The sequence below is a fragment of the Catenuloplanes nepalensis genome (assembly GCF_030811575.1).
Taxonomy (GTDB): Bacteria; Actinomycetota; Actinomycetes; order Mycobacteriales; family Micromonosporaceae; genus Catenuloplanes; species Catenuloplanes nepalensis.
In genome coordinates this window covers 746,012-770,051 of record NZ_JAUSRA010000001.1, presented here as the reverse complement: position 1 = coordinate 770,051, position 24,040 = coordinate 746,012, and the positions used below count along the sequence as shown (strand labels likewise).

Below are 24,040 nucleotides of genomic sequence, written 5' to 3'. Positions count from 1 at the left end.
GCTCCTTCGGAAATCTAGATCGCGGCCGCGCCGGCGCCGGCGGCGTACTGCTCGTAGCCCTCGGACTCCAGCTTCTCGGCCAGCTCCGAGCCGCCCTCCTCAACGATCTTGCCGTTGACGAAGACGTGCACGAAGTCCGGCTTGATGTAGCGCAGGATCCGGGTGTAGTGCGTGATCAGCAGCAGGCCGGTGTCGCCGGTCTCGCGAACCCGGTTGACGCCCTCGGAGACCACCCGCAGCGCGTCCACGTCTAGGCCGGAGTCGGTCTCGTCGAGGATGGCGATCTTCGGCTTGAGCAGCTCCAACTGGACGATCTCGTGGCGCTTCTTCTCACCGCCGGAGAAGCCCTCGTTCACGTTGCGCTGGGCGAACGCCGGGTCCATCTGGAGACGCTCCATGGCGCCGCGCAGCTCGCCGGCCCAGGTGCGCAGCTTCGGCGCCTCGCCGTCGATCGCGGTCTTCGCGGTGCGGAGGAAGTTGGCCACGGACACGCCGGGGACCTCGACCGGGTACTGCATGGCGAGGAACAGGCCGGCGCGGGCCCGCTCGTCCACGGTCATCTCCAGCACGTCGACGCCGTCCAGCGTGACGGTGCCGCCGGTGATCTCGTACCGCGGGTGACCGGCCAGCGAGTAGGCCAGCGTGGACTTGCCGGAACCGTTCGGGCCCATGATGGCGTGCGTCTCGCCGGACTTCACGGTCAGGTCGACGCCGCGCAGGATCGGCTTGAGCTCGCCCTCGGGCAGCTTGACCGACACCTGGAGGTCGCGGATCTCGAGGGTGCTCAAAGCTTCACTCCATCATCAGGCGTCTGCGACGCGGCATTACGTGGGTTCAGGTCGACGTAGATGTCCCCGTCTCGGACCTCGACGGGGAAGACGGCCACCGGCTCGGTGGCGGGCAGGCCGGTGGGCTCGCCGGTGCGCAGGTCGAAGCGCGAGCCGTGCAGCCAGCACTCCAGGGTGCAGCCGTCGACCTCGCCCTCGGAGAGCGGGATGGTGGCGTGCGAGCACTCGTCGTGGACGGCGTGGAACTCGTCGTCGTCGGTGTGCACGACCGCGAGCGGGACGCCCTCCACCTCCACCGCGATCGCCGTTCCCTTGGCGATCTCGGCGGCGGCTGCCACCCGTACCGTTGCGGGCATGTGTTAAGCCCCTGACTTGGCGAGCCGGGCCTCGATGGCGTCGCCGAGCCGCTCCCGCAGATCCTCCACCGGGATCTTGTGCAGGATCTCGGCGAAGAAGCCGCGGACCACGAGACGGCGGGCCTCGCCCTCCGGGATGCCGCGGGCCATCAGGTAGAACAGCTGCTCGTCGTCGAAGCGCCCGGTGGTGCTCGCGTGGCCGGCGCCGGCGATCTCGCCCGTCTCGATCTCCAGGTTCGGCACCGAGTCGGCGCGGGCGCCGTCCGTGAGCACCAGGTTCCGGTTGATCTCGTACGTGTCGGTGCCGGTCGCCTCGGTCTGGATCAGCACGTCGCCGACCCAGACCGTGTGCGACTCCGCGCCCTGCAGCGCGCCGCGGTAGCCGACGTAGCTGCGGCAGTCCGGCACGCTGTGGTCGATCAGCTGCCGGTGCTCCTGGTGCTGGCCGTTGTCCGCGAAGTAGAGGCCGTAGAGCTCGGCGTCGCCACCGCGCTCCGTGTACTCCACGCTGGTGAACTGCCGGACCAGGTCGCCGCCGAGCGTGACCTGGGTGTGCACGACGCGCGCGTCCCGGCCGAGGCGGATCTTGATGTGCTGCGCCTGGACCGCGTCGGACGCCCAGTCGGCGACCGTGACCAGCGTGAGCCGGGCACCGTCCGCGACCACGACCTCGACGTTGTCGGCCAGCGTGACCGAGCCCTCCTGCCAGAGCACCAGCGCGGCCTCGGCGAACCGGCCCACGGTGATCTGCGTGCGGGCCGCGTGCAGGCCCTCGGCGCCGGTGCCGGTCACCCGGACCACGGCCGGCTCCGCGAGCACCGCGTCCTTGGCGATCTCGATCAGCGTGACCTCGGTGGCCGCGCCGTAGCCGAGCGCGCTGATCCGGTCGAACGGGATCAGCACCTTCTCGGCCACGGCGGCGTCCACGACACGCAGCGAGACACCGTCGGTCGCGGCCAGCGCGACGGTGACGCCCCCGCTGGTCGCTTCGACGGATTCGGCCAGCCCGCGGAGGCGCTTGAGCGGCGTGAACCGCCAGTCCTCCTCCAGGCCGGTCAGTGCCGGGAAGTCGGCGACATCGTAGGAGCGCAGCGCCTGCGACTTGGTCTTCGGCGGCGCTATGGTCTCAGCAGTCATCTCGTCCTAGCTCTTCGGTCTCGTATTACAGCCGCGACTAACCGACCGCGCCTTCCATCTGCAGCTCGATCAGGCGGTTGAGCTCCAGCGCGTACTCCATCGGGAGCTCCTTGGCGATCGGCTCGATGAAGCCGCGCACGATCATGGCCATGGCCTCGTCCTCGGTCAGGCCGCGGCTCATCAGGTAGAAGAGCTGGTCGTCGCTGATCTTCGACACCGTGGCCTCGTGCCCCATGGAGACGTCGTCCTCGCGGATGTCGACGTAGGGGTACGTGTCCGACCGGGAGATCGTGTCGACCAGCAGCGCGTCGCACTTCACGGTCGACTTCGACTGGGTCGAGCCCTCCAGGACCTGGATCAGCCCGCGGTACGACGTGCGGCCGCCACCCCGGGCGATCGACTTCGAGATGATGCTGGACGACGTGTGCGGCGCCGCGTGCACCATCTTCGCGCCCGCGTCCTGGTGCTGGCCCTCGCCGGCCATGGCCACGGAGAGCACCTCGCCCTTGGCGTGCGGGCCGGTCATGTAGACCGCCGGGTACTTCATCGTGACCTTGGAGCCGAGGTTGCCGTCGATCCACTCCATGGTCGCGCCCTCGTGGCACACCGCGCGCTTGGTGACCAGGTTGTAGACGTTGTTCGACCAGTTCTGGATCGTCGTGTAGCGCACCCGCGCGTTCTTCTTCACGATGATCTCGACGACCGCGCTGTGCAGCGAGTCCGACGAGTAGATCGGCGCGGTGCAGCCCTCGACGTAGTGCACGTACGAGCCCTCGTCCGCGATGATCAGCGTCCGCTCGAACTGGCCCATGTTCTCCGTGTTGATCCGGAAGTAGGCCTGGAGCGGGATCTCGACCTGCACGCCCTTGGGCACGTAGATGAACGAGCCACCCGACCACACGCTGGTGTTCAGCGCCGCGAACTTGTTGTCGCCGACCGGGATGACCGTCCCGAAGTACTCCCGGAAGATCTCCGGGTGCTCCTTGAGCGCGGTGTCGGTGTCCAGGAAGAGGACGCCCTGCTCCTCGAGGTCCTCGCGGATCGCGTGGTAGACGACCTCGGACTCGTACTGCGCGGCGACGCCCGCGACGAGGCGCTGCTTCTCCGCCTCCGGGATGCCGAGCCTGTCATACGTGTTCTTGATGTCCTCGGGCAGGTCCTCCCAGCTGGCGGCCTGCTTCTCGGTGGAGCGCACGAAGTATTTGATGTTGTCGAAGTCGATGCCGGTCAGGTCCGCGCCCCAGTTGGGCATCGGCTTGCGGCCGAACAGGCGCAGGCCCTTCAGCCGCAGGTCGAGCATCCACTGCGGCTCGCTCTTCTTGGCGGAGATGTCCCGGACGACGGCCTCGGACAGGCCCCGCTGCGCCGCGGCACCGGCCGCGTCCGAGTCAGCCCAGCCGTACTCGTACTTACCGAGCGCGGCGAGGTGCTCCTCCTGGCTGATCGGCTGCGCGATCTGGTCCGTCATCGCTCTGTCCTCACGGTGGAGTTCTTCTTCGTGGTGGTGTTACCTGCGTGCCCGGCCGAGGCCGGGATATGCGTGGTGCAGACCCCGTCGCCGTGCGCGATCGTGGCCAGACGCTGCACGTGGGTGCCGATCAGGCGGGAGATGACCGCCGTCTCCGCCTCGCAGAGCTGGGGGAACTCGGCGGCCACGTGCGCCACCGGGCAGTGGTGCTGACACAGCTGCCCGCCGGTCGCGATCGTGGTCGCGTTCGCAGCGTAGCCCTCCGCGGTCAGCACGGCCGCGAGTGCCTCCGCCCGCGCGAACGGGTCGTCGCCCGCCCCCTCCATGGCCGCACGGCAGCGCTGCTCCAGCGCGGAGACCTGCGCCTCGGCGAACTCGGTGACGGCCGCCGCACCGCTGTGCACCGCGATGAAGCGCAGCGCCGCGGAGGCGATGTTGTCGTAGGCGTGCGTGCCGCAGCGCAGCCGGGCCGCGTCGGTGAGCAGGAAGACCTTGGCCGGCCGGCCGCGCCCGCGCGGTGCGCCCGAGGCGTGGTCGCGGATGGTCACGTCGCCGTCGGCGAGCAGCGCGTCCAAATGGCGGCGGATGCCGGCGGCGCTCAGTCCGAGCGCGCGGCCCAGCTCGGCCGCGGTGGCGCCGCCGCGCTCCAGCAGCAGTTGCGTGATCTTGTCCCGGGTGCGGCCGTCCTGCGCGCCGGTGGCCGTGTCGGCCTCCGTCGCGCTCGCGGGCAGCAGCTCCAGGTTTTTCACTACGCCAGTGTTACGTATTTCGGTGGGCACCTGCAAACCACCCCTCCAGTGACCCCCGCCACCGGGGTGAACGCCCTTCTACGACGCTGCGTAGGATTGGATTCCGTGAGCCAATCCTCCGTGATCACGCCCGCTCCCCCCATGCCCGATTCCGGAGATGTCCGGAATATGGATCGATGGTTGCGCGGGTTCGGTCTGGCCTCTCTCGTCGCGAACGTCGGCATCGTGGTCACCGGCGGCGCGGTCCGGCTCACCAAGTCCGGCCTCGGCTGCCCCACCTGGCCCCGCTGCACGGACGAGTCCTACACCACCACGCCCGAGATGGGCATCCACGGCATCATCGAGTTCGGCAACCGGCTGCTCACCTTCGTGGTCATCGCGATCGCGGTCGCCGCGCTGATCACCGCCGTGCTGGAGCGCCCGCGCCGCCGCCGGCTGGTCACCCTGGGCCTGGTCACGCTGCTGGGCATCCCGCTGCAGGGCGTCATCGGCGGCATCACCGTGCTGACCAATCTGAACCCGTGGGTGGTCGGCCTGCACTTCATGGGCTCCATCTTCGTCATCACCACGGCGTACCTCTTCTGGCGCCGCGTCGTCGACGCGCCGGTCACCGCCGCCCCACCGCGCCCGCTGCGCCACCTCGCCTGGATCACCACCGCGGTCAGCCTGGCCGTGGTCGTCGTCGGCGTCATCGTCACCGGCGCAGGTCCCCACTCCGGCGACGGCGGCGCCAAGCGCAACCACCTCGACCCCGAGCTGATCTCGCAGCTCCACGTCGACCTGGTCATGCTGCTGATCGGCCTCTCGGTCGCGCTCTACTTCGCCGCCAGGATCGCCGGCGCCCCGACCGGCCCGGCCGTCCTGCTGATCGCGGTCGAGCTCTCGCAGGGCACCATCGGCTTCGTCCAGTACTTCACCCACCTCCCGATCGTCCTGGTCGGCCTCCACATGCTCGGCGCCTGCCTCGTCTGGATCGCCACCCTCCACGCCCTCCACGCCACCCGCTCCCCCGACAGGGCCGCAGTCCCGGCATCCTGACCGGAGGACCTTCAGAACCAGATATTCCCGCTTCCGGCGTGGCCACCCCGGGCGTGCTCCCGCGGGCAAACCCGCGGCGGCCGCGCGGAGACCCGGGGCGCGGCAGATTTGCCGCACCCGGGATCCTCGCGGGTCTGCGTGGCCGCCACGCATCAGACAGGGAGCCCGACCACCGCACCGGACCGGAGTGAACCTCTGCCCCTGCGGCCGACCGGTGCCCGCGGGAGCACGCCCAGGGCGACCGCGACCGGAAGTGGGCATGTCTCCGACTTCGAAGGTCTCCAATGGGTGAATGAACTGCTCTAACGGGTGAGATGTGCGGTGACGGCTGCGGCGAAGCGGGTGGCGGCGTCCTGGTCGAAACCGAAGAAAAGGGATGGTTCGGTCAGCTCCAGCTCCACCACCACCGGGTCGCCGCCGGGGCCGGGGAGCAGGTCGACGCGCGCGTAGAGCAGGCGCTCGGTGCCGCCCGGGATCGCGGCCAGGGCACGCTCCGCGGCCTCTCGCTGCGAAGCGGTCGCCACCCGAGGGTCGATCCGCTCCTGCTTGTAGAGGCCTTCGACGCCGGTGTCCGGGCCGGTCAGCATCGGTCCCTTGCGGATCGCGTGGCTGTAGGTGAGCGCGCCGGTGACCGGATCCGTGAAATAGAGGAGCGCGGTCTCGCCGTCCGTGTCCACCGCGGTCAGGTACGGCTGGACCATCACCAGCCGGGCCGCCGCCAGCAGGCGCTCGACGTGCAGTTCGGCCAGCTCGCGGTGCTCGGCGTCGCCGAGGTCGTAGCGGCCCGCGTCCACACTGCCGGCGCCGACCGCGGGCTTGACCACCCACTCGCCGGCCTCCGGCGGCGTCCAGACGTCGGTGCCGGAGATCCACTGTGTCTCGGTGACCGGCACGCCGGCCTCGGCCAGGTCGCGCAGGTAGGTCTTCTCGGTGTTCCAGACGACCACGTCGGCCGGGTTGAGCAGGCCGGGGACCGATGACACCCAGGCCAGGAAGTCGGCGCGGCGCTCGGTGTAGTCCCACGGCGAGCGGAGCAGGACCAGGTCGTACGCGGTCCAGTCGACGTCGGGATCGGACCAGACGACCGGTTCGGCGGCGATCCCGGCGGCCGTGAGCGGCGCGAGGATCAGGCGGTCGTCCGGTTCGAGGTCGGGGATCTTCGCGGCGGTGACGACAGCGACCCGGGGCTGAGCCCGGGTCGCCGTGTCGTCGAAGGGTCGGGTTGTCACATCACGATGGTGCTGGAGGGTGGTGCGGTACCGCGCGGCGGGGCTTAGCGCGCCATCATGCGGCGGCCCATCGACCGCCAGAGGTCGTTGCTGGGGCGCATCTGCTCCATCAGCTCGCGCTCCCACTCGTTCTCCACCGCGACGCCGGCCTTCTCGCAGGCCTGCCGCGCCGTCTTGGTGTCGGAGGCGAACTGGTCCGCCCACTCACCGTCCTCACCAACGAGAACGATGCGGGCGCCACGCTTGCCGACGTACTCGACGACCGCCTTCGCGCCACCGTGCCCTGCGGCGAAAGAGCGGATGCTGCCGACCAGAGCGGCCGGCTGCGACTTCTCGTCAATCGTCAGCGTCGTATCGGAACCTTCTGCCATGCGGGGAAGCGTAGGCAGACAGAAGGTGAAACGCAGGGGTTACCTGAAGTTTTTGTGATACCCCTAACGAGGCGTTTCGACGAGATCACTGTCTGTTTTGACCCGCTTTATCCCAGAAAAACTGGACAAAATTTACGGACGAATCGGACTTTCCTCGCGCCACCCGAGGGGTAGCACTTATCGATGCCGATTTTCGGGCGTTTCACCGGCAAGACGGCCCGTAAGGGACAGTCGGGCATCAACCGTTCAGTCGAGTAAGCCGAGGTAGAAGCGTTATCCGGCCGTGATCAGACCAGCGCGTCGATGGCCACGGCGAGGAACACGATCGTGAGGTACGTGGTGGACCAGTGGAACAGCCGCATCGGCTTGACCGGCTCCCCCTTGGACGCGCGCCGGGCCAGCAGGTGGGACTCCAGCACGAACAGCGCACCCACGATGGTGGCCGGCACGCCGTAGATCCAGCTGAGACCGAACGGCCAGGCCGCGAGCGAGGAGATCAGCGTCAGCCAGGCGAAGCCGGTGATCTCCAGGTTGACCCGGCGGACCGAGGCCACCACCGGCAGCATCGGGATGCCGGCCCGCGCGTAGTCGTCCTTGTACTTGATGGCGAGCGCGTAGAAGTGCGGCATCTGCCAGAAGAAGACCACGCCGAAGAGCGCCCAGGCCGCGGGCGACAGCGAGCCGGTGACCGCGGCCCAGCCGATCAGCACCGGCGCGGAGCCGCAGATGCCGCCCCAGAACGTGTTCCACGCGGTGACCCGCTTCAGCCAGAGCGTGTAGATCACGTCGTAGTAGAAGATCGAGCCCAGCGTCATGGCCGTGGCCAGCCAGTTCGTGGTCAGCGCCATGATCACGACGCTGAGCGCGGCGAGCGTGAGGCCGAAGATCAGCGCGTTGCGCGGCGAGACCGAGTGGGCCGGCAGCGGGCGGCGCTTGGTGCGCCGCATCACCTGGTCGATGTCCCGGTCGATGTAGCAGTTCAGCGCGCTCGCGCCACCGGCGGCCAGCGCGCCGCCGACCAGAACCGCCGCCATCAGCCAGAGTGACGGCAGACCGTTCGCGGCCAGCATCATCGTGGGTACGGTCGTGACGAGCAGTAGTTCGACGATGCGCGGCTTGGTGAGCGCGACGTACGCCTTGATGACGTCGACGGCACGCGGCGCGGCACCCGGAGGACGCTTCACCGGCCGGGTCTTCCGCCCCTTGACCGCGGGCAGAACCGGGCGTTCGGTGAGTGTGCTCACGGGTTGTCACCTTCCGGCTGGGGCGATGGAGTGACCAGGCGACGACCGACCTCGCAACCAAGGTCACGCGCCATGGGCGACAGCCTATCGGCACGGGATTCGCCGCCCCGGCAGACCCGGTCAGGATGCGCGGCGTCACACCGGCGCGCGCCGATGATCATGCGTGTGTCCGCTCACAGCTTAGGTTGTTCGCGCGTTCCGCGGGCGCGTGTTCAACAGCGCTCGCTAGGGTCGGACACTGGAGTAGTCGAAAATCTCATTTGCCGGTCACACCCGAGGAGCACACAGATCGTGGCTGCCACCCCATCCGAGGACAGCGCTCTGAGCTGGTCCGATCTCGACCGTAAGGCGGTCGACACCGTCCGCGTCCTGGCCATGGACGCCGTGGAGAAGTCCGGCAACGGTCACCCCGGCACCGCCATGAGCCTGGCCCCGGCGGCCTACCTGCTCTTCAACAAGGTCATGACGCACAGCCCGGCGAACTCGGCGTGGCCGGGCCGGGACCGTTTCGTGCTGTCCGCCGGTCACTCCAGCCTCACCCTCTACATCCAGCTCTACCTCTCGGGGTACGGGCTGGGCCTGGACGACCTGAAGTCGCTGCGCCAGTGGGGCTCGCTCACCCCGGGGCACCCGGAGCAGGGTCACACCGACGGCGTCGAGACCACCACCGGCCCGCTGGGACAGGGCATCGGCAACGCGGTCGGCTTCGCGATCGCGGCCCGCCGGGAGCGCGGCCTGTTCGATCCGGAGACGCCGGACGGTGAGTCGATCTTCGACCACAACGTGTGGGCGATCGCCTCCGACGGCGACATCGAGGAGGGCATCAGCCACGAGGCCAGCGCGATCGCCGGCCACCAGAAGCTGGGCAACCTCACGCTGATCTGGGACGACAACGAGATCTCGATCGAGGACGACACCAGGATCGCGAAGTCCGAGGACGTGGCCGCGCGCTACGCCGCCTACGGCTGGCACGTCCAGGTCGTGGACTGGCGCAAGGCGTTCGACGACGGCGGGGAGTACGCGGAGGACGTCGAGGCGCTGCACGCCGCGCTGGTCGCGGCGAAGGCCACCACGGACAAGCCCTCGTTCATCGCGCTGCGCACGGTGATCGGCTACCCGGCGCCGAAGAAGCAGAACACCGGCAAGATCCACGGCTCCGCGCTGGGCAAGGACGAGGTCGCCGCCACCAAGACGATCCTGGGCTTCGACCCGGCGCAGTCGTTCCAGGTGGACGACAAGGTCCTCCAGCACGCCCGCGAGGTCGTCGAGCGCGGCAAGGCCGCCGAGGCCGCCTGGCGGGAGAAGTTCGACGCGTGGGCCGCCGCGAACCCGGAGCGCAAGGCGCTGTGGGACCGGATGTCCAAGCGTGAGCTGCCGGCCGGCTGGGACGCCGCGCTGCCGGTCTGGGAGGCCGACGCCAAGGGTGTCGCCACCCGCGCCGCCTCCGGCAAGGTGCTCAACGCGTTGGCCCCGGTGCTGCCGGAGCTGTGGGGCGGCTCGGCCGACCTGGCCGAGTCGAACAACACGACGATGGAGGGCGAGCCGTCCTTCATCCCGGAGGAGTACGCCACCAAGGCGTTCCCGGGTCACAAGTACGGCCGCACGCTGCACTTCGGCATCCGCGAGCACGGCATGGGCGCGATCATGAACGGCATCGCGCTGCACGGCGGCACCCGCGTCTACGGCGGCACGTTCGCGGTGTTCTCCGACTACATGCGCCCGTCCGTGCGGCTCGCCGCGCTGATGAAGCTGCCGGTCGTCTACGTGTGGACGCACGACTCGATCGGCCTCGGCGAGGACGGCCCGACGCACCAGCCGGTCGAGCACCTGACCGCGCTGCGCGCCATCCCCGGCCTCGACGTGGTCCGCCCGGCGGACGCGAACGAGACGGCTCAGGCGTGGAAGGCCGCGCTCGAGCACACGGACCGGCCGACCGCGCTGATCCTGTCCCGGCAGAACCTGCCGACCGTCGACCGGTCCACGCACGCCTCCGCGGAGAACACCGCCAAGGGCGCGTACGTGCTGGTCGACGCGTCGAACTCGCAGCCGTCGGTGATCCTGCTGGCGTCCGGCTCCGAGGTGCAGATCGCGCTGACCGCGCGGGAGCGCCTGGAGGCCGAGGGCACGCCGACGCGCGTCGTCTCGGTGCCGTGCCAGGAGTGGTTCGACGCCCAGGACCAGGCGTACCGCGAGTCGGTGCTGCCCTCGTCGGTGAAGGCGCGGGTCAGTGTCGAGGCCGCCATCGGGATGTCCTGGCGGCACCTGGTCGGCGACGCGGGCGAGACGGTCAGCATCGAGCACTACGGCGCCTCCGCGCCGTACACGGTGCTGTTCGAGCAGTTCGGTTTCACGGCCGACAACGTGGTGGCGAAGGCGCACGCGTCGCTCACCAAGATCGGCGCCATCACCGGCAGCAAAACGGGTAACTGAACTACTCAGACTGAGTGAGGGGTGTGATTCCCATGACCGATCGGCTCAAGGAACTCTCCGACGCAGGCGTGGCGGTGTGGCTGGACGACCTGTCCCGCGTCCGCCTCGCGTCCGGCACGCTGGACAAGCTCCGCACGGAGAAGCACGTGGTGGGCGTGACCACCAACCCGACCATCTTCGCGAAGGCCCTCTCGGACGCGGACGCGTACGACGAGCAGCTGCGTGAGCTGGCCGACCGCGACGTCACCGTGGAGGAGGCGACGCGCGCGCTGACCACGTACGACGTGCGCTGGGCAGCCGACGTGATGAAGCCGGCGTACGACGCGTCGGCGGGCCAGGACGGCCGCGTCTCCATCGAGGTCGACCCGCGCCTGGCGCACGAGACCTCGAAGACCGTCGCCGAGGCCAAGGCGCTCTGGTGGCTGGTCGACCGGGAGAACGTGCTCATCAAGATCCCGGCGACGCTGGCCGGCCTGCCGGCGATCACCGCGACGCTCGCCGCGGGCATCAGCGTGAACGTGACGCTGATCTTCTCGCTGGAGCGCTACGGCAAGGTGATCGACGCGTTCCTGGACGGTCTGGAGCAGGCGAAGGCCAACGGCCACGACCTGACGAAGATCGCCTCGGTCGCGTCGTTCTTCGTGTCCCGGGTGGACAGCGAGATCGACAAGCGGCTCGACAAGATCGGCTCCGACGAGGCGAAGGCGCTGAAGGGCAAGGCGGCCGTCGCCAACGCCCAGCTGGCGTACAAGCTCTACGAGGAGAAGTTCGGCGGCGAGCGGTGGGCCGCGCTCAAGTCGGCCGGCGCGCACCCGCAGCGTCCGCTCTGGGCGTCCACCGGCACGAAGAGCGCCGAGCTCAAGGACACGATCTACGTTGAGGAGCTGATCGCTCCCGGCACCGTCAACACGATGCCGGAGTCGGTCATCACCGCCTACGCGGACCACGGCGAGACCCGCGGCGACACCGTCACCGGGCAGTACGCGGCCGCGCAGGAGACCTTCGACAAGCTCGCCGCGATCGGCGTCGACTTCGACGAGGTGGTGAAGGTCCTGGAGTCCGAGGGCGTCGACAAGTTCGAGGTCTCCTGGGGCGAGCTGCTGGAGGGCCTGGCCAAGTCGCTCGACGCGGCCAAGAAGGGCGCGTCCAACCCGAGCGACGCGGCCTGACATGAGTGATCTGCTCAGCGGTGGCGCCGAGGCGGCCGCCGGACTGGCCGTCCACGGCGCACGCGCCATCGATGAGCAGTCACCGGCGTCCGTCCGGCGGGCGCTGGTCGCCGACGGTGTGCCCGGCCTGCTGGCCCGCAAGGACCCCACGCTGTGGGGGCCCGAGGCGGAGTCGGCGGCCGCGGCACACCTCGGCTGGCTCGACACATTCCACCGGTCCCGCGAGCTGCTCCCCCAGCTCGCGGAGCTGTGCGCGGAACTCGGCGACCTGGACCACGTGGTGCTGTGCGGCATGGGCGGCTCGTCGCTGGCCCCGGCCGCGATGGCCGCGACGCTCGGGCGCCCGCTGACCGTGCTGGACACGACGGACCCGGGGCAGATCCGGGCCGCGCTCGGCGACCGGCTGGACACCACCGTGGTGGTCGTGGCCAGCAAGTCCGGCAGCACGATCGAGACGGACGCGCAGCGCCGGGCGTACCATCAGGCGTTTCTCGATCTCGGCCGGACTCCGGAGGAGGCCGGCCGCCACTTCGTGATCGTCACCGACCCCGGCTCGCCGCTGGTCGAGACCGGCCTGGAGATGGGCGCGTTCGTCATCGTGGCCGACCCGGCGGTCGGCGGACGATTCGGCGCGCTGACCGCGTTCGGCCTGGTCCCGGCCGCGCTGGCCGGGGTGGACGTGGCCGAGCTGCTGGACCAGGCGGAGGAGTTCGCCGCCTCGCTCGGCGGCGACGAGGACAATCCTGCGCTGGCTCTCGGCGCCGCGATCGGCTCGGCCGCCACCGCGGGCTACTCGGCGGTGGCGCTGGTGCCGGACGGCAGCGGGCTGGACGGGCTGGGCGCCTGGGTGGAGCAGCTGCTGGCGGAGTCGCTGGGCAAGGACGGTCTCGGGCTGCTGCCGGTCGTGGTCGACTCGCCGTCCGCGCCGGGCGCGACCGGGCTGGGCGTGCTGACCGTGGCGTACGGCGGGTCGCTCGGCGCGGGCGCGGTGCCCGGCGGCGGCGTCGGCGCGCAGCTGGCGGTGAACGGGCCCCTCGGCGCGCAGTTCCTGGCCTGGGAGTTCGCGACCGCGCTGGCCGCGCGGGTGCTCGGCGTCGATCCGTTCAGCCAGCCGGACGTGGCGTCCACGAAGACTCTCACCACCGCGGCGCTCGAATCCGACATCCCCGAGATTCCGGTGTTCGTCGAAGGTGCGGTGCAGGTGTTCGCCGGGACGAGCGCGAGCGGCGAGACGACTGTGGCCGGCCAGAACGCCGCGGCCGGCCAGAGCGCCACGCCGAGCCCGGCGGCCGCAACCAGCCTCGCCGATGCTCTCCGGGCCGTCCTGGACGCCGGTGAATACCTTGCCGTCATGGCCTATCTGGACCGTCACGACGACGCGGAGATCGCCCGTCTGAGGTCCATCCTGGCCGAGAGGATCGGCAAGCCGGTCACCTTCGGCTGGGGCCCGCGCCTGCTGCACACCGCCGGCCAGTTCCACAAGGGCGGGCCCCGAACCGGCGCGTTCCTGCAGATCACCGGCGCGGTCTCGGACGATCTCGCCATTCCCGGCCGGCCGTACACCTTCGGGCAGCTGCAAGCCGCCCAGGCCGCCGGCGATCGGGCCGCGCTGCACGACCGCCCGCTGATTCGCCTGCACCTCACCGACCGCACGGCCGGAATCAATCAACTCGTAACGGCCGCGCAGGCACTGTAAACCTGCTCTGCCTGGCAAAAACTGGGAGGATGGCGGCGTGAGAAATCCGCTGCGCGACCCACAGGATCGCCGGCTGCCGAGGATCCCGGAGCCGTGTGCTCTGGTGATCTTCGGCGTCACCGGCGACCTGTCCCGTAAGAAGCTGATCCCCGCGGTGTACGACCTGGCCAATCGTGGCCTGCTCCCGCCCGGTTTCGTGGTGCTCGGCTTCGCCCGGCGCGACTGGGGCGACGGAGACTTCGAATCGCTGGCGTACGAGGCGGCCAAGAAGGGCGCCCGCACCCCGTGGCGGGAGGACGTCTGGGCCCGGCTGGCGGAGAACATCAAGTTCGTGGCCGGCTCGTTCGACGACGACGCCGCCTTCGACACGCTGGCCTCCTCGCTCGACGAGCTGCGCGCCACGCACGGCATCGCCGGCAACGCCGCGTTCTACTTCTCGATCCCGCCGGTCGCGTTTCCCATCGTGCTCAAGCAGCTGGCCCGCACCGGCATGGCCGACAACGAGACCTCCGGCGGCTGGCGCCGGGTCGTGGTGGAGAAGCCGTTCGGCTACGACCTGGAGACCGCCAAGGAGCTCAACCGGCTGGTCGACTCCGTCTTCACCGCCGACGACGTGTTCCGCATCGACCACTACCTCGGCAAGGAGACGGTCCAGAACATCCTGGCGCTCCGCTTCGCCAACTCGCTGTTCGAGCCGGTGTGGAACTCGAAGTACGTCGACCACGTGCAGATCACCATGGCCGAGGACGTCGGCATCGGCACCCGCGCCGGGTTCTACGACGGCGCCGGCGCAGCCCGGGACGTGCTGCAGAACCACCTGCTCCAGCTGCTGGCGATGTTCGCGATGGAGGAGCCGACCAGCTTCGACCCGTCCGAGATCCGCGCCGAGAAGCTCAAGGTGCTGAAGGCGATCAGCGTGCCGAAGGACATCGCGGGCGACACCGTCCGCGGGCAGTACCTTCAAGGCTGGGTCGCCGGCGAGCGCGCACCCGGCTACCTGGAGGAGAAGAACATCCCGGCCGAGTCGAAGACCGAGACGTACGTCGCGGTCAAGCTCGCCATCCAGAACCGCCGCTGGGCCGGTGTCCCGTTCTACGTGCGCTGCGGCAAGCGGCTGCCGCGCCGGGTCACCGAGATCGCGATCGTCTTCAAGAAGGCGCCACACCTGCCGTTCGACCCGGCCGACGTGGAGATGCTGGGCCACAACCAGCTGGTCGTGCGCGTGCAGCCGGACGAGGGCATGGTGCTCAAGTTCGGCTCCAAGGTGCCGGGCACCACGATGGAGGTCCGCGACATCGCGATGGACTTCCAGTACGGCGAGGCGTTCACCGAGTCCAGCCCGGAGGCGTACGAGCGGCTGGTCCTGGACGTGCTGGTCGGCGACCGGACGCTGTTCCCGGACGCGGCCGAGGTGGAGCAGAGCTGGAAGGTGATCGACCCGCTCGAGGAGGCCTGGGCGGGCACCACACCGGAGCCCTACCGGGCCGGCGAGTGGGGCCCGCGCGCCGCCGACGAGCTGCTGGCCCGCGAGAACCGTAGCTGGAGGCGAGCATGATCGGCCTGTGGGACACGACCGGCAACGAGGTCGTGAAGGCGCTCGCCGCGGAACGGCGCAGCGCGGGCGGCGTGGCCAGCGGCCTCGCGCTCACGCTGATCGCGGTGGTGGACGAGAAGCGGGTCCGGGAGGCGGAGGCCGCGGCCACGATCGCGGCGTCCGCGCACCCGTGCCGCCTGCTGATCGTGGTCCGGTCCGACGTGGAGAGCCAGCGCAGCCGGCTGGACGCGGAGATCGTGGTCGGCGGCCGGCTCGGCCCGGCCGAGGCCGCGGTGCTGCGGATGTACGGCCGGCTCGCGCTGCACGCGGAGTCCGTGGTGATGCCGCTGCTCGCACCGGACGTGCCGGTGGTGTCCTGGTGGCACAGCGAGCCGCCGGAGCAGATCGCGAACGACTTCCTCGGCGTGGTCGCGGACCGGCGGATCACCGACTCCGCGCAGGCCCCCGACCCGGTCGCCGCGCTCAAGCAGCGCGCCAAGGACTACGCGCCCGGCGACACCGACCTCACCTGGACCCGGATCACGCTCTGGCGCACGCTCGTCGCCAGCGCGTTCGACACCACGTCCGAGCAGGTCACCGGCGCCATCATCGTGGCGCCGGAGCTGGACCCGACCGCCGCGCTGATGGGCGGCTGGCTCTCCGCCCGGCTCGGCATCACGCCGGTCTTCGAGCCGACCACCGAGCACCCGCGCATGCGCTCGGTCGAGCTGCAGTGCGCCAACGGCGACTGCATCAAGGTCACCCGCGACGAGAACACGGCGCTGTTCAGCCGCACCGGCCAGGCCGACCGCGAGATGCCGCTGGTCCGCCGCCCGGTCGGCGACGAGCTGGCCGAGGAGCTGCGCCGCCTCGACCCGGACCAGGTCTACTCCTCGGCGCTCGGCGCGCTCGCCGGCCTGCCGCACCTGGAGAGCCGCCCGGCCCACCGCGTGCACGTCTGGAAGGACCCGGCGCTCGCGCGCTGATCGCCTTCCGGGGTCCGCCCGCGACGCGCGTCGCGGGCGGACCCTTCCGATCATCAGCGGGTACGCCTGCCGCCTGCCCCTGTATCGAATGAATCCGCCGGTCCGCCCGGCTCCCGTCCTCCTGTGGGGTGTAATCCCGATGACCGACCCGACCGTGATCGTCCACGCGGACGCCGACATCCAGACCCAGGCCGTCGCCGCGCGCCTGATCGTCAAGATCATTGACGCGCAGGCCGCGCGCGGCACCGCCGGCATCGTCCTCACCGGTGGCCGCGGCGCCGCCAAGATCTACCGCGCGATCGCGTCCTCCCCCGCCGCCACCGCCATCGACTGGTCCCGCGTCGACCTGTGGTGGGGCGACGAGCGCTTCCTCCCGCTCGGCCACGCCGACCGCAACGAGACCCAGGCCCGCGAGGCCCTGCTCGACGCGCTCCCGCTCGACCCCAAGCGCATCCACCCGATGCCCCCGTCGGACGGCCCCGACGGCGACGACGCCCCGGCCGCCGCCGCCCGCTACGCCGCCGAATGGACCGCCGCCGCCCCGCACATCGACGTCGTCCTGCTCGGCGTCGGCGAGGACGGCCACGTCGCCTCCCTCTTCCCCGGCCACCCCGGCCTGGCCGACACGGCCGTGGCCGCCGGCATCCACAACAGCCCCAAGCCACCCCCCACCCGCATCACGCTCACGTTCCCCACCATCAACGCGGCCGACGAGGTCTGGCTCATCGTCACCGGCGCCGACAAGGCCACCCCGGTCGCCACCGCGCTGCGAGGCGGCTCCGACCTGCCGTGCGCCCAGGTCCACGGCACCTCCCGCACCCTCTGGCTGATCGACAAGCCCGCCGCCACCGACCTCTAGCGAGCCCGTCCGCGACCGTTCCGCCACCCCGGCGAACGTTCGCGGACCCCCACCATCGACCCCCAAAAGCCTTTCTTCCCGCATCCGGCGTGGGCACCATGGGCTTGCTCCCGCGGGCACCGGTCGTCGCTGGCGCTCCTCCCTGCCAGTCCCGCGGTGGGTCTCCCCGCCATCCCCGCCTCCCACCTCACGGCGGCAGCACGAGACGCGAGCACCAGACACGGCAACACCACACCGGCACCGGACGCAGCGAGCACCGGACGCAGCGACACGAGACGCGCGCACCAGACACGGCACCACCACACCGGCACCGAACGCAGCGACACCTGGCACCGGCACCGAACGCGGGGCACCAGACACGGCAGCAAGGGCACGGCCTACCGACCCACCGGCGTCGGGTAAGACAACCTGGTAGGCCGCGTCTCGCCAGGCCATCGGGCATTTCATGCTCGAAATTTCATGACAAAGGCGGCGGCGTGAAGCGGTGCACGCGACCCTTCGCCGCGTGGCGATATCTGGCCGCATACACGGCGGCCCCCGGACCGGCGCGCAACGACATGAGCGCCGAGTGGGCTTCGCGCCGGTGCGCGGCATGAAGAACCGGCCCGCTTCACGTGGACGGCGAGCGACGCATTCGCAACAGATTCTTTCAGCGCACGTCCGCGCCACAGGTTTCCGATATCGGCTGCGACGATCACACCTCTTCGCGAATTCCACGCCGGAACCCGTCGCCACTTCATCGCTTTCGCCACGATCGTCGTTCTCTACATTCTCAACCACACGAATCGCAGCCTTCTCACATGCGACCGGCGCGTCACCCTCCACATCTCCGATCGTTTCTTCGCATTCGATCTGCCTGCCGCTCACGCCGCGGTCCGCCGTTTCGCCACATTCGACCGAGCGACCCTTTTCCAGCCCTTTCTTCCGACTCGCCCGCGCGGCCGAGCAGCGCCATCGGCCGTTCATCACGCGGATCGACGGGTCGAGGCGGCGGGGTCTCGTCGGCGTAGCGGCGGAGCATCGGCGGTGCCATCGGAATGTCGACCGCGTGGCCGTAAAGCTTTCGCAGGCGTCTGGCGTGTCGTTGCTGAAGCCCCCATGCCCGGTGCGGCTCGTGCACCCGGCGGAACTCATCGTGCGCGGGAGAATAGCGACCAGACGCGGTCCGGTCGCGCATCGCGGCAATGTCCGCCTGAGTGAATAATTGCAGCTGCCGCATGACCACAATTATCCCCGCAAGCCACCGCCCGCATCGCCCCGCTCGATCAGCCGACTTTCATATCCCGCGCATTCGCACCTGGCGGACCATTCGCGGCGCGGTCTATTCGGATCGCGGCTCCGGCATCTCCATCGACATCTGGTCGATCGGGTGAGCCTTCGACGTACCCGCGGCGAGTGTGGTGCTTTTATAGCGCACGAAACGCACGTCTCCGAGGCCGAGCGCGACCCGGACCGGTGGCGCGGCGGCGAGTTCGTCCCGGATCGCCGCCTCTCCGGCCGCGACGCGAGCCGGGTCAGCGTCGGGGACCTGTCCGATGACGAGGTAGCAGTCCGGATCCTGATCACCGGGCCGAGCGTGATAGCGGTGACGAAAGCCGAAGTCCTGGCACGAGCGCCGCAGGGTGTCCAGCGCGGATGCCGGCCTCCCGCCGGCATCGACCGGCCAGCCGATCAGAACCACGCTGACCTCGCTGACCAGGAAAGATCGCTCGTAGAGGCTTCGCCCCCGGCTACGAATCGGATGATCGCCGTCTGCGAAGCCACCGAACTGAACGATCATCCCGGCCCGATCCAGAGAGGTCCGCAGGTGACGCACGAACGGCGGAAGATCCGCGTCGGTCACCTTGCGTGTCGGATGCTCCAGGCCGATGAGCGTGGCGTGCACCTCGGGCAACGGCCGGGGCCGGAAACCCGGGAGGTGCGACGCGGCCAGGGCCTGCACGCCGGCCATCAGCGTCGCCAAGGGCTCCGGCTTCTCGCCGTAGAACGCCACGACGGTCGAATTCTCCACGGTGATCAGCGTATTTCGGGGCGACAGCCGGAATCGGTCGATAGATCAGAGGATGTCCCGGCGCAGGTCGGCGCCCATATGCTGCGCGCATGACCAGCGCCGGACCATCCCTGCTGCTGGCCGTCGGCTCGCTCATCCTCGGCCTGGCGGCCTCGGTCCTCTGGACCCTCACGCGTTATCTGATAATCGCCGCGCACGAGGGCGGGCATGCGCTGTTCGGATCGGCCACGGGCGGCGAGGTGGAAAGCATCCGGCTGCATCCGGACAGCTCCGGGCTCACCGTCACGATCAACGGCAGTCCTTTTCTCACCTCGGTGTCCGGCTATCTGGGGCCATCCCTGTTCGGCCTGGCCGGCGCCACGATGCTGGCGCACGGGCTGAGTCCCGACGCCGTGCTGTGGACGTGCGTCGTCCTACTGGTCATCACCTTCGTGCAGATGAGGAACTTCTTCGGCTTCTTCATCATCGGGCTCTACGGCACGCTCTTCTTCCTGCTCGCACGTCACGGCTCACCCGGCGTTCGCGCACTCTCCGCGTACACCCTGGTGTGGTTCTTGCTCCTCGGCGGTGTGATCCACACGGCGCTCGGCAATCTGAAGGCCGGGGACTCCACCAACCTGCGCGAGATGACCATGATTCCGGCCGGGTTCTGGGGCGCATTCTGGTGGCTGGCCACCCTGGCCGCGCTGGTCTACGGCGCCGGTGTGCTGCTCGGGTTCATTGATCCGGTGTTCCAGCGCGCGCCCGAGTGACCACCTCCTCGGTCGACAGTGGGCTGGCCGGGTGATGCGTCAGGCAGAGCGGCGTGCGGAGTTTGCGGGGAGCTGAACCCTCGGCCGCCAGGTAGAACTCGCCGCTGGTGAGGCGGGCGATGTCGGGGACGTCGCCGCCCTTGGCCTTGGCCATCTCGCGGGCCGTGTCCATCTGGATCGGGCTGTTCAGGCGGCCGTAGAGCTGCGTCGCCGAGTTGCCGGGGATCTGGTTGTGCAGGCCCTTCGGGGACTGGGTCGCGAAGATCAGGCCGAGACCGTACTTGCGGGCCTGTGAGACCAGCGCCAGCGTGCTGCGCGTGCACGGCGTCATGCCGCTGGACGGCGCGAGGTTCTGCGCCTCGTCCATGATCAGTAGGCCGCCGAGCGGGCGGTCGCCGGCCGGGTTGCGCCTGATCCAGGCGAACAGGGCCATCTGCAACTGGTTGACGAAGCTCTGCCGCATCTCGTCGCTGCCCAGGCCGACCATGCTGATCACCGACACCCGGGCGCGCTTCCCCGGCGGCGGCGTGAGCAGCATGCCCGGGTCCATCGCGGTGCCCGCGCCGCCGAACAGCGGATCGTTGTACTTCGCCGCGGTCAGCGACTGCGCCAGCCCGTTCGCGATCTTCGCGGAGTCGTCCAGCTCGATGATGTCCTCCGGGAAGTCGGCGAGCGTGTCGATCAGCCCCTGCAGCCGGCTGCCGCCCTGCCGCCCGTAGTGCTCGACCGCCTTGCGCAGCACGGCGAGCTGTAGGTTCGACTTCACGCCGCGTCCGCTCAACGCGCGTGGCGCCAGCGACGCGACCGCCGACTCGACCGCCTCGTTGAACTCGTCCGGATCGTCGCGCACGCCGGCGAAGTCCGGCAACGCCTGGAACACCAGCGGCCGGCCACCGTCCCGGCGTGGCGTCCAGATCATCACATCGGTGTACGCCAGGTAGTCCGCCGCCTTCGCCGCGTCCCCGGCCGCCCACGCGGCCGGCTCCTCCGGCCAGGCGTCGCCGAGTCGGGCCAGGTCGTTGTTGATGTCCAGCACGATCGAGGAGACGCCCCGCAGCGCACATTCCTCCACGATCCGCCGGATCAGCACGGTCTTCCCGGACCCCGACCCCGCGAAGATCGACATATGTTTCCGCAGCGCCTCCAGCCGCAGCGGCACCGCCGCACCGGAGTCATACCGGTGCCCGATCGCGAACTCCGCCGCTACGGTCCGCACCGGATCCGGCATCGACTGCCGCGGGATCCGTCCCGTGGCGGGGGCGAGGCGCTCGTCCGCCGCACCGGATCGCGCCGCGACGCTCCAGTCCCGCAGGTCGGTCCGCCCGCCCGCACCGGGACGCCCGGCAGCCGGCGCCGGGTCCGCCCCACCGCCTCCGGCGACGGCACCGGAGGCTGCCGCGGCGGCCGGCACCGCGGAACTGTCCACCGGCGACGACGCGTCGCGTCCCGTGGACGCCCCTTCACCGAAGTCGGTCACCCGACCCGCGGCCCCGGCCGCACGGTCACCGGACCCGCTCACCGGACCCCCAGCCGCACCGGCACCACCGGCCACCCGACCCGCGGCCCCGGCCGCACGGTCACCGGACCCGCTCACCGGGTCCCCTGTCGCAGCGGCGCGACCGGTCCGCCCGGACCCGGAAGCGGCCGTCACGCCGTCCGGCGCCGGTTCGTCGTCCCGGGCCGGGATCGCGGCCGTGGCCGGGACGGCCTCGGGCAGCCAGGTGTCCGCGTCCGCGAGGGCGGACTCGAAGACCGCGACGCTGCGGGTCGGCCGGCGGGCGACCAGCCAGGCACGCAGTTCCGCGGACGGGTCCTGCAGCATCATCCGCAGCGCGAACAGGATGCGCAGGTCCTCGTCGTCCAGCGGCAGCCGGATGCCGCCGTCGGCCTCGAACGCGGCCACCGCCTCGCGCATCTTCGGCCCGCCGGTCAGCGCGGTGTTGCGCAGCACGAACAGTTTCCGCTTCGGCACCCGGCCGTCCAGGCCCGTGGCCGTGCCCGCCTTGCGCAGCCGGGACAGCGCCGCGTTCCCGTGGTGACCGTCGCTGATCGCGCGGAAGCACCAGTGCACCTGGTCCTCCCGCTCGTCGTCGATGGTGAGCCGCAGCCGCGCGTGCAGCGACGGTCGCGAGCTGGGCGGCGGGTCCAGCCGGAACCGCTCGCCCGCCGTGCCGCGCTCCGTGATCCAGGCGGTCAGCCCGGCTGTGAGCAGCGACGGGATCTCCGCGTCCTCGCGGGCGCCGGTCAGCGGGCCGGTCACGTCGGCCACCCGCTTGAAGTCGACGAACCGCGCGTCGAACCGGTCCAGTTGACCGGCCGCGACCACCGGCACCACCGGCACGTCGGGGTGCGGCACGCTGCCGCCGAGCCGGGTCAGCTCGCGCACCTCGCCGGCGAGCAGGCAGGCGCGCACGTGCGCGTCGATCTCGATCAGCAGCTGGCGTGGCGTGAAGTCGCCGACGTCCTCGAACGCCTTCTCGCTGACCGGCCACGTCGGATACGGCGGCCGGAAGCGGATCTCCTCGAACCGCACCGCGAACCGCTTCTCGACGATCTCCCGGCCCAGCCGGTTGTCCTTGATCGTGCTGAGGATCGGCGAGAGCCGGAACCGGCTGCTGACCGACGCGGTCGCCTTGGTCCGGATCATGGTCCAGGTCGCCGGGATGCAGGACACCACGGTCAGCGTGCGGCGGGTACGTTCGCGCAGCGTCATCAGCCCACCGGCGATCTGTTCCAGCGCGGCCGTCTCGGCCGGGTCGAGCCGCTGATCACCCGGCTCCGCGGCGACCCCGGTTCCGGCGGACTGCGCGATCAGCGTGTCGATCTGGTCCACCGCGATCACGGTCGGCCCGGTCAGCGCCAGCAGCCGGGACAGCTCCTGGACGATCTCCTCCGACGTCTTCGGCATCCGGCGCATGCCCCACTCCTTGCGTTCCCCCGCCACGCCCTCGTCCAGCAGCGCGAAGAAGCCGTCCGCCAGGTCCTGGTGCTCCAGGTCGTCGGACGCGCTCAACGCCAGCGCCCGCGCGGTGTCCTGGCTGTTCCGGCCCACGTAGGGGTCGTAGGCGGCGAGGCCGTGGATGAACGCGTCCAGCGTCTCGCGGGTCAGCTCCGTCTCGCCCATGAACGCGCGCCGGGCCAGCCGGGGCGCGCCGACCTTGGAGGAGAGCCGGCGCAGCAGCAGTTGCAGCTGCGTCTCGCTGCCCGGGATCGGCCGGGCCAGGCCGTCCAGTATGGAGGCCAGCACGCTGTCCCAGAAGCCCTTCGAGTCGAGCAGGCTGACCAGGAAGAAGTAGCCGCCGAGCTGTTGGGTGTGCTGCCGGACCCAGCCGAGCATGTGCGTCTTGCCGGAGCCGGGCGGCCCTTGCAGCACCACGCCGATCGGGCTGCTCTCCTGGCTCTTGTCCGCGTCGGCGATCCCCTCCACCACGTTCTGCACGACCGCGGGGTGCAGCCCGTCCACGTGGAACCGCGAGGGGCGCCAGACGTCGTCCGGTACCCGCGCCCAGTCGAAGTTGAGCGCTTGCAGGGCGGCCCGCTCCTCCTCGGTCATCACACTCCGATCGCCAGCAGGTGCTTGTCCTGGCCGCCGCTGCGCAGGGCCGCGTCACGCTCCTCCGCGGTCAGCGTCTTCTGGTTGTCCTCCGGCGCCAGGTGCACGCCGTCCTCGCGGCTGAGCTGCTTCAACGCCTCGTCCAGCGCGGCGCGTGGCACGTCCGTGAAGTGCTGCCGCAGGCCGGCCAGGCTCACCCAGGCGCCGGCACCGCTCGCCAGCGACGCGTAGACGTTTCGGATCCGCTCACCGAGATCGTCCTTCTCCACCGGAGCCTGAGCCTGAGCCGGCTCGGGCTCGGCCCGCTGCGCCGGCAGGACCGGGCTCTGCGCCAGTGCCTCACCGAACGTGGCGAACTGGGTCCGCGGCAGCACCCGGTCGCGCATCACCGCGTGGAAGGCGGCGAGCGCCGAGCCGAGGATCTTCGGCGTGGATCCGGGGAACCGCAGGTCGCTCTCCAGCAGCACCCAGCCCTTGTCGCCGAGCGCGTGCACGAACGTGCGGCCCTCCTTGCGGCTCTCCAGGTAACCGAGCCGGTTGAGCTTGTCGCGGCTCGGCTTCTTCAGCTCGCCGTAGTTCTTCGTCAGCTCGGTATTGGAGATCTCCCGCATCTCGGACATGAGAAGCAGCAGGAGCGCAGTCTCGCTCGGGTTGAGCTTGTCGGTCATGA

The 24,040-nt window shown here is 70.3% G+C and carries 18 protein-coding genes and 3 pseudogenes; 8 read left to right on the top strand and 13 right to left on the bottom strand.

Features of this window, described 5'->3' with window-relative positions:
* Window positions 1-14: 14 nt before the first annotated feature.
* The 6 genes and pseudogenes from sufC to J2S43_RS03240 all read right to left on the bottom strand — a co-directional run bounded on the left by sufC (window position 15) and on the right by J2S43_RS03240 (window position 4,489).
* Complete coding sequence (gene sufC, locus J2S43_RS03260; RefSeq protein ID WP_306827048.1) at window positions 15-788, bottom strand: Fe-S cluster assembly ATPase SufC; 774 nt, start codon at window positions 786-788, stop codon at window positions 15-17.
* Entirely contained in the window at window positions 785-1,144 is a 360-nt protein-coding gene (locus J2S43_RS03255; RefSeq protein ID WP_306827047.1) for a non-heme iron oxygenase ferredoxin subunit, read from the bottom strand. The genes sufC and J2S43_RS03255 overlap by 4 nt, the downstream gene beginning before the upstream one ends.
* 3 nt (window positions 1,145-1,147) lie before the next feature.
* Window positions 1,148-2,047: pseudogene (sufD, locus tag J2S43_RS03250) on the bottom strand (Fe-S cluster assembly protein SufD); the annotation flags it as partial.
* A gap of 86 nt (window positions 2,048-2,133) precedes the next feature.
* Window positions 2,134-2,281 (bottom strand): annotated as a pseudogene (locus J2S43_RS42120) (Fe-S cluster assembly protein SufD); the annotation flags it as partial.
* Window positions 2,282-2,318: 37 nt separating this feature from the next.
* Window positions 2,319-3,749, bottom strand: coding sequence for a Fe-S cluster assembly protein SufB (gene sufB, locus J2S43_RS03245; RefSeq protein WP_306827045.1), 1,431 nt, complete (start codon window positions 3,747-3,749; stop codon window positions 2,319-2,321).
* On the bottom strand, window positions 3,746-4,489 hold the full coding sequence (locus J2S43_RS03240; RefSeq protein WP_370881742.1) for a helix-turn-helix transcriptional regulator: 744 nt from the start codon (window positions 4,487-4,489) through the stop codon (window positions 3,746-3,748). The genes sufB and J2S43_RS03240 overlap by 4 nt, the downstream gene beginning before the upstream one ends.
* Window positions 4,490-4,639: 150 nt before the next feature.
* On the opposite strand from J2S43_RS03240, the gene J2S43_RS03235 reads away from it, so the two are divergent.
* Window positions 4,640-5,536, top strand: a complete 897-nt coding sequence (locus tag J2S43_RS03235; RefSeq protein WP_370881593.1) for a COX15/CtaA family protein — start codon at window positions 4,640-4,642, stop codon at window positions 5,534-5,536.
* Between the two features lie 302 nt (window positions 5,537-5,838).
* Here the strand turns inward: J2S43_RS03235 and J2S43_RS03230 are convergent, their stop codons facing one another.
* From J2S43_RS03230 to J2S43_RS03220, 3 genes and pseudogenes are all read right to left on the bottom strand, one after another.
* Window positions 5,839-6,765: a DcsG N-terminal domain-containing protein gene (locus J2S43_RS03230; protein ID WP_306827043.1), complete on the bottom strand. Its 927-nt coding sequence runs from the start codon at window positions 6,763-6,765 to the stop codon at window positions 5,839-5,841.
* A gap of 44 nt (window positions 6,766-6,809) precedes the next feature.
* Window positions 6,810-7,136, bottom strand: a complete 327-nt coding sequence (locus tag J2S43_RS03225; RefSeq protein WP_306827042.1) for a hypothetical protein — start codon at window positions 7,134-7,136, stop codon at window positions 6,810-6,812.
* Window positions 7,137-7,423: 287 nt separating this feature from the next.
* Window positions 7,424-8,386: pseudogene (locus tag J2S43_RS03220) on the bottom strand (heme o synthase); the annotation flags it as partial.
* A gap of 285 nt (window positions 8,387-8,671) precedes the next feature.
* Here J2S43_RS03220 and tkt point away from each other — a divergent pair.
* From tkt to pgl, 6 genes are all read left to right on the top strand, one after another.
* Window positions 8,672-10,810, top strand: coding sequence for a transketolase (tkt, locus tag J2S43_RS03215; protein ID WP_306827041.1), 2,139 nt, complete (start codon window positions 8,672-8,674; stop codon window positions 10,808-10,810).
* A 32-nt stretch (window positions 10,811-10,842) separates the two neighbouring features.
* A complete protein-coding gene (gene tal / locus J2S43_RS03210; RefSeq protein ID WP_306827040.1) occupies window positions 10,843-11,979 on the top strand; it encodes a transaldolase in 1,137 nt (378 codons plus the stop codon).
* 1 nt (window position 11,980) lies between these two features.
* Window positions 11,981-13,675: a phosphoglucose isomerase-related protein gene (locus J2S43_RS03205; protein ID WP_306827039.1), complete on the top strand. Its 1,695-nt coding sequence runs from the start codon at window positions 11,981-11,983 to the stop codon at window positions 13,673-13,675.
* Between the two features lie 37 nt (window positions 13,676-13,712).
* On the top strand, window positions 13,713-15,230 hold the full coding sequence (gene zwf / locus J2S43_RS03200) for a glucose-6-phosphate dehydrogenase (RefSeq protein WP_306827038.1): 1,518 nt from the start codon (window positions 13,713-13,715) through the stop codon (window positions 15,228-15,230).
* A complete protein-coding gene (locus J2S43_RS03195; RefSeq protein WP_306827037.1) occupies window positions 15,227-16,195 on the top strand; it encodes a glucose-6-phosphate dehydrogenase assembly protein OpcA in 969 nt (322 codons plus the stop codon). The genes zwf and J2S43_RS03195 overlap by 4 nt, the downstream gene beginning before the upstream one ends.
* A gap of 139 nt (window positions 16,196-16,334) precedes the next feature.
* On the top strand, window positions 16,335-17,054 hold the full coding sequence (pgl, locus tag J2S43_RS03190; protein WP_306827036.1) for a 6-phosphogluconolactonase: 720 nt from the start codon (window positions 16,335-16,337) through the stop codon (window positions 17,052-17,054).
* 814 nt (window positions 17,055-17,868) lie between these two features.
* Here the strand turns inward: pgl and J2S43_RS03185 are convergent.
* A complete protein-coding gene (locus tag J2S43_RS03185) occupies window positions 17,869-18,273 on the bottom strand; it encodes a hypothetical protein (protein WP_306827035.1) in 405 nt (134 codons plus the stop codon).
* 102 nt (window positions 18,274-18,375) lie between these two features.
* Window positions 18,376-19,047 carry a hypothetical protein gene (locus J2S43_RS03180; RefSeq protein ID WP_306827034.1) on the bottom strand — a complete coding sequence of 224 codons (672 nt, stop codon included), beginning with the start codon at window positions 19,045-19,047 and terminating at the stop codon, window positions 18,376-18,378.
* A gap of 107 nt (window positions 19,048-19,154) precedes the next feature.
* On the opposite strand from J2S43_RS03180, the gene J2S43_RS03175 reads away from it, so the two are divergent.
* Entirely contained in the window at window positions 19,155-19,817 is a 663-nt protein-coding gene (locus J2S43_RS03175) for a M50 family metallopeptidase (RefSeq protein WP_306827033.1), read from the top strand.
* Here J2S43_RS03175 and J2S43_RS03170 read toward each other — a convergent pair.
* Complete coding sequence (locus J2S43_RS03170; RefSeq protein ID WP_306827032.1) at window positions 19,783-23,370, bottom strand: ATP-binding protein; 3,588 nt, start codon at window positions 23,368-23,370, stop codon at window positions 19,783-19,785. The genes J2S43_RS03175 and J2S43_RS03170 overlap by 35 nt on opposite strands.
* A complete protein-coding gene (locus tag J2S43_RS03165) occupies window positions 23,370-24,038 on the bottom strand; it encodes a hypothetical protein (protein WP_306827031.1) in 669 nt (222 codons plus the stop codon). The genes J2S43_RS03170 and J2S43_RS03165 overlap by 1 nt, the downstream gene beginning before the upstream one ends.
* Window positions 24,039-24,040: the final 2 nt, after the last annotated feature.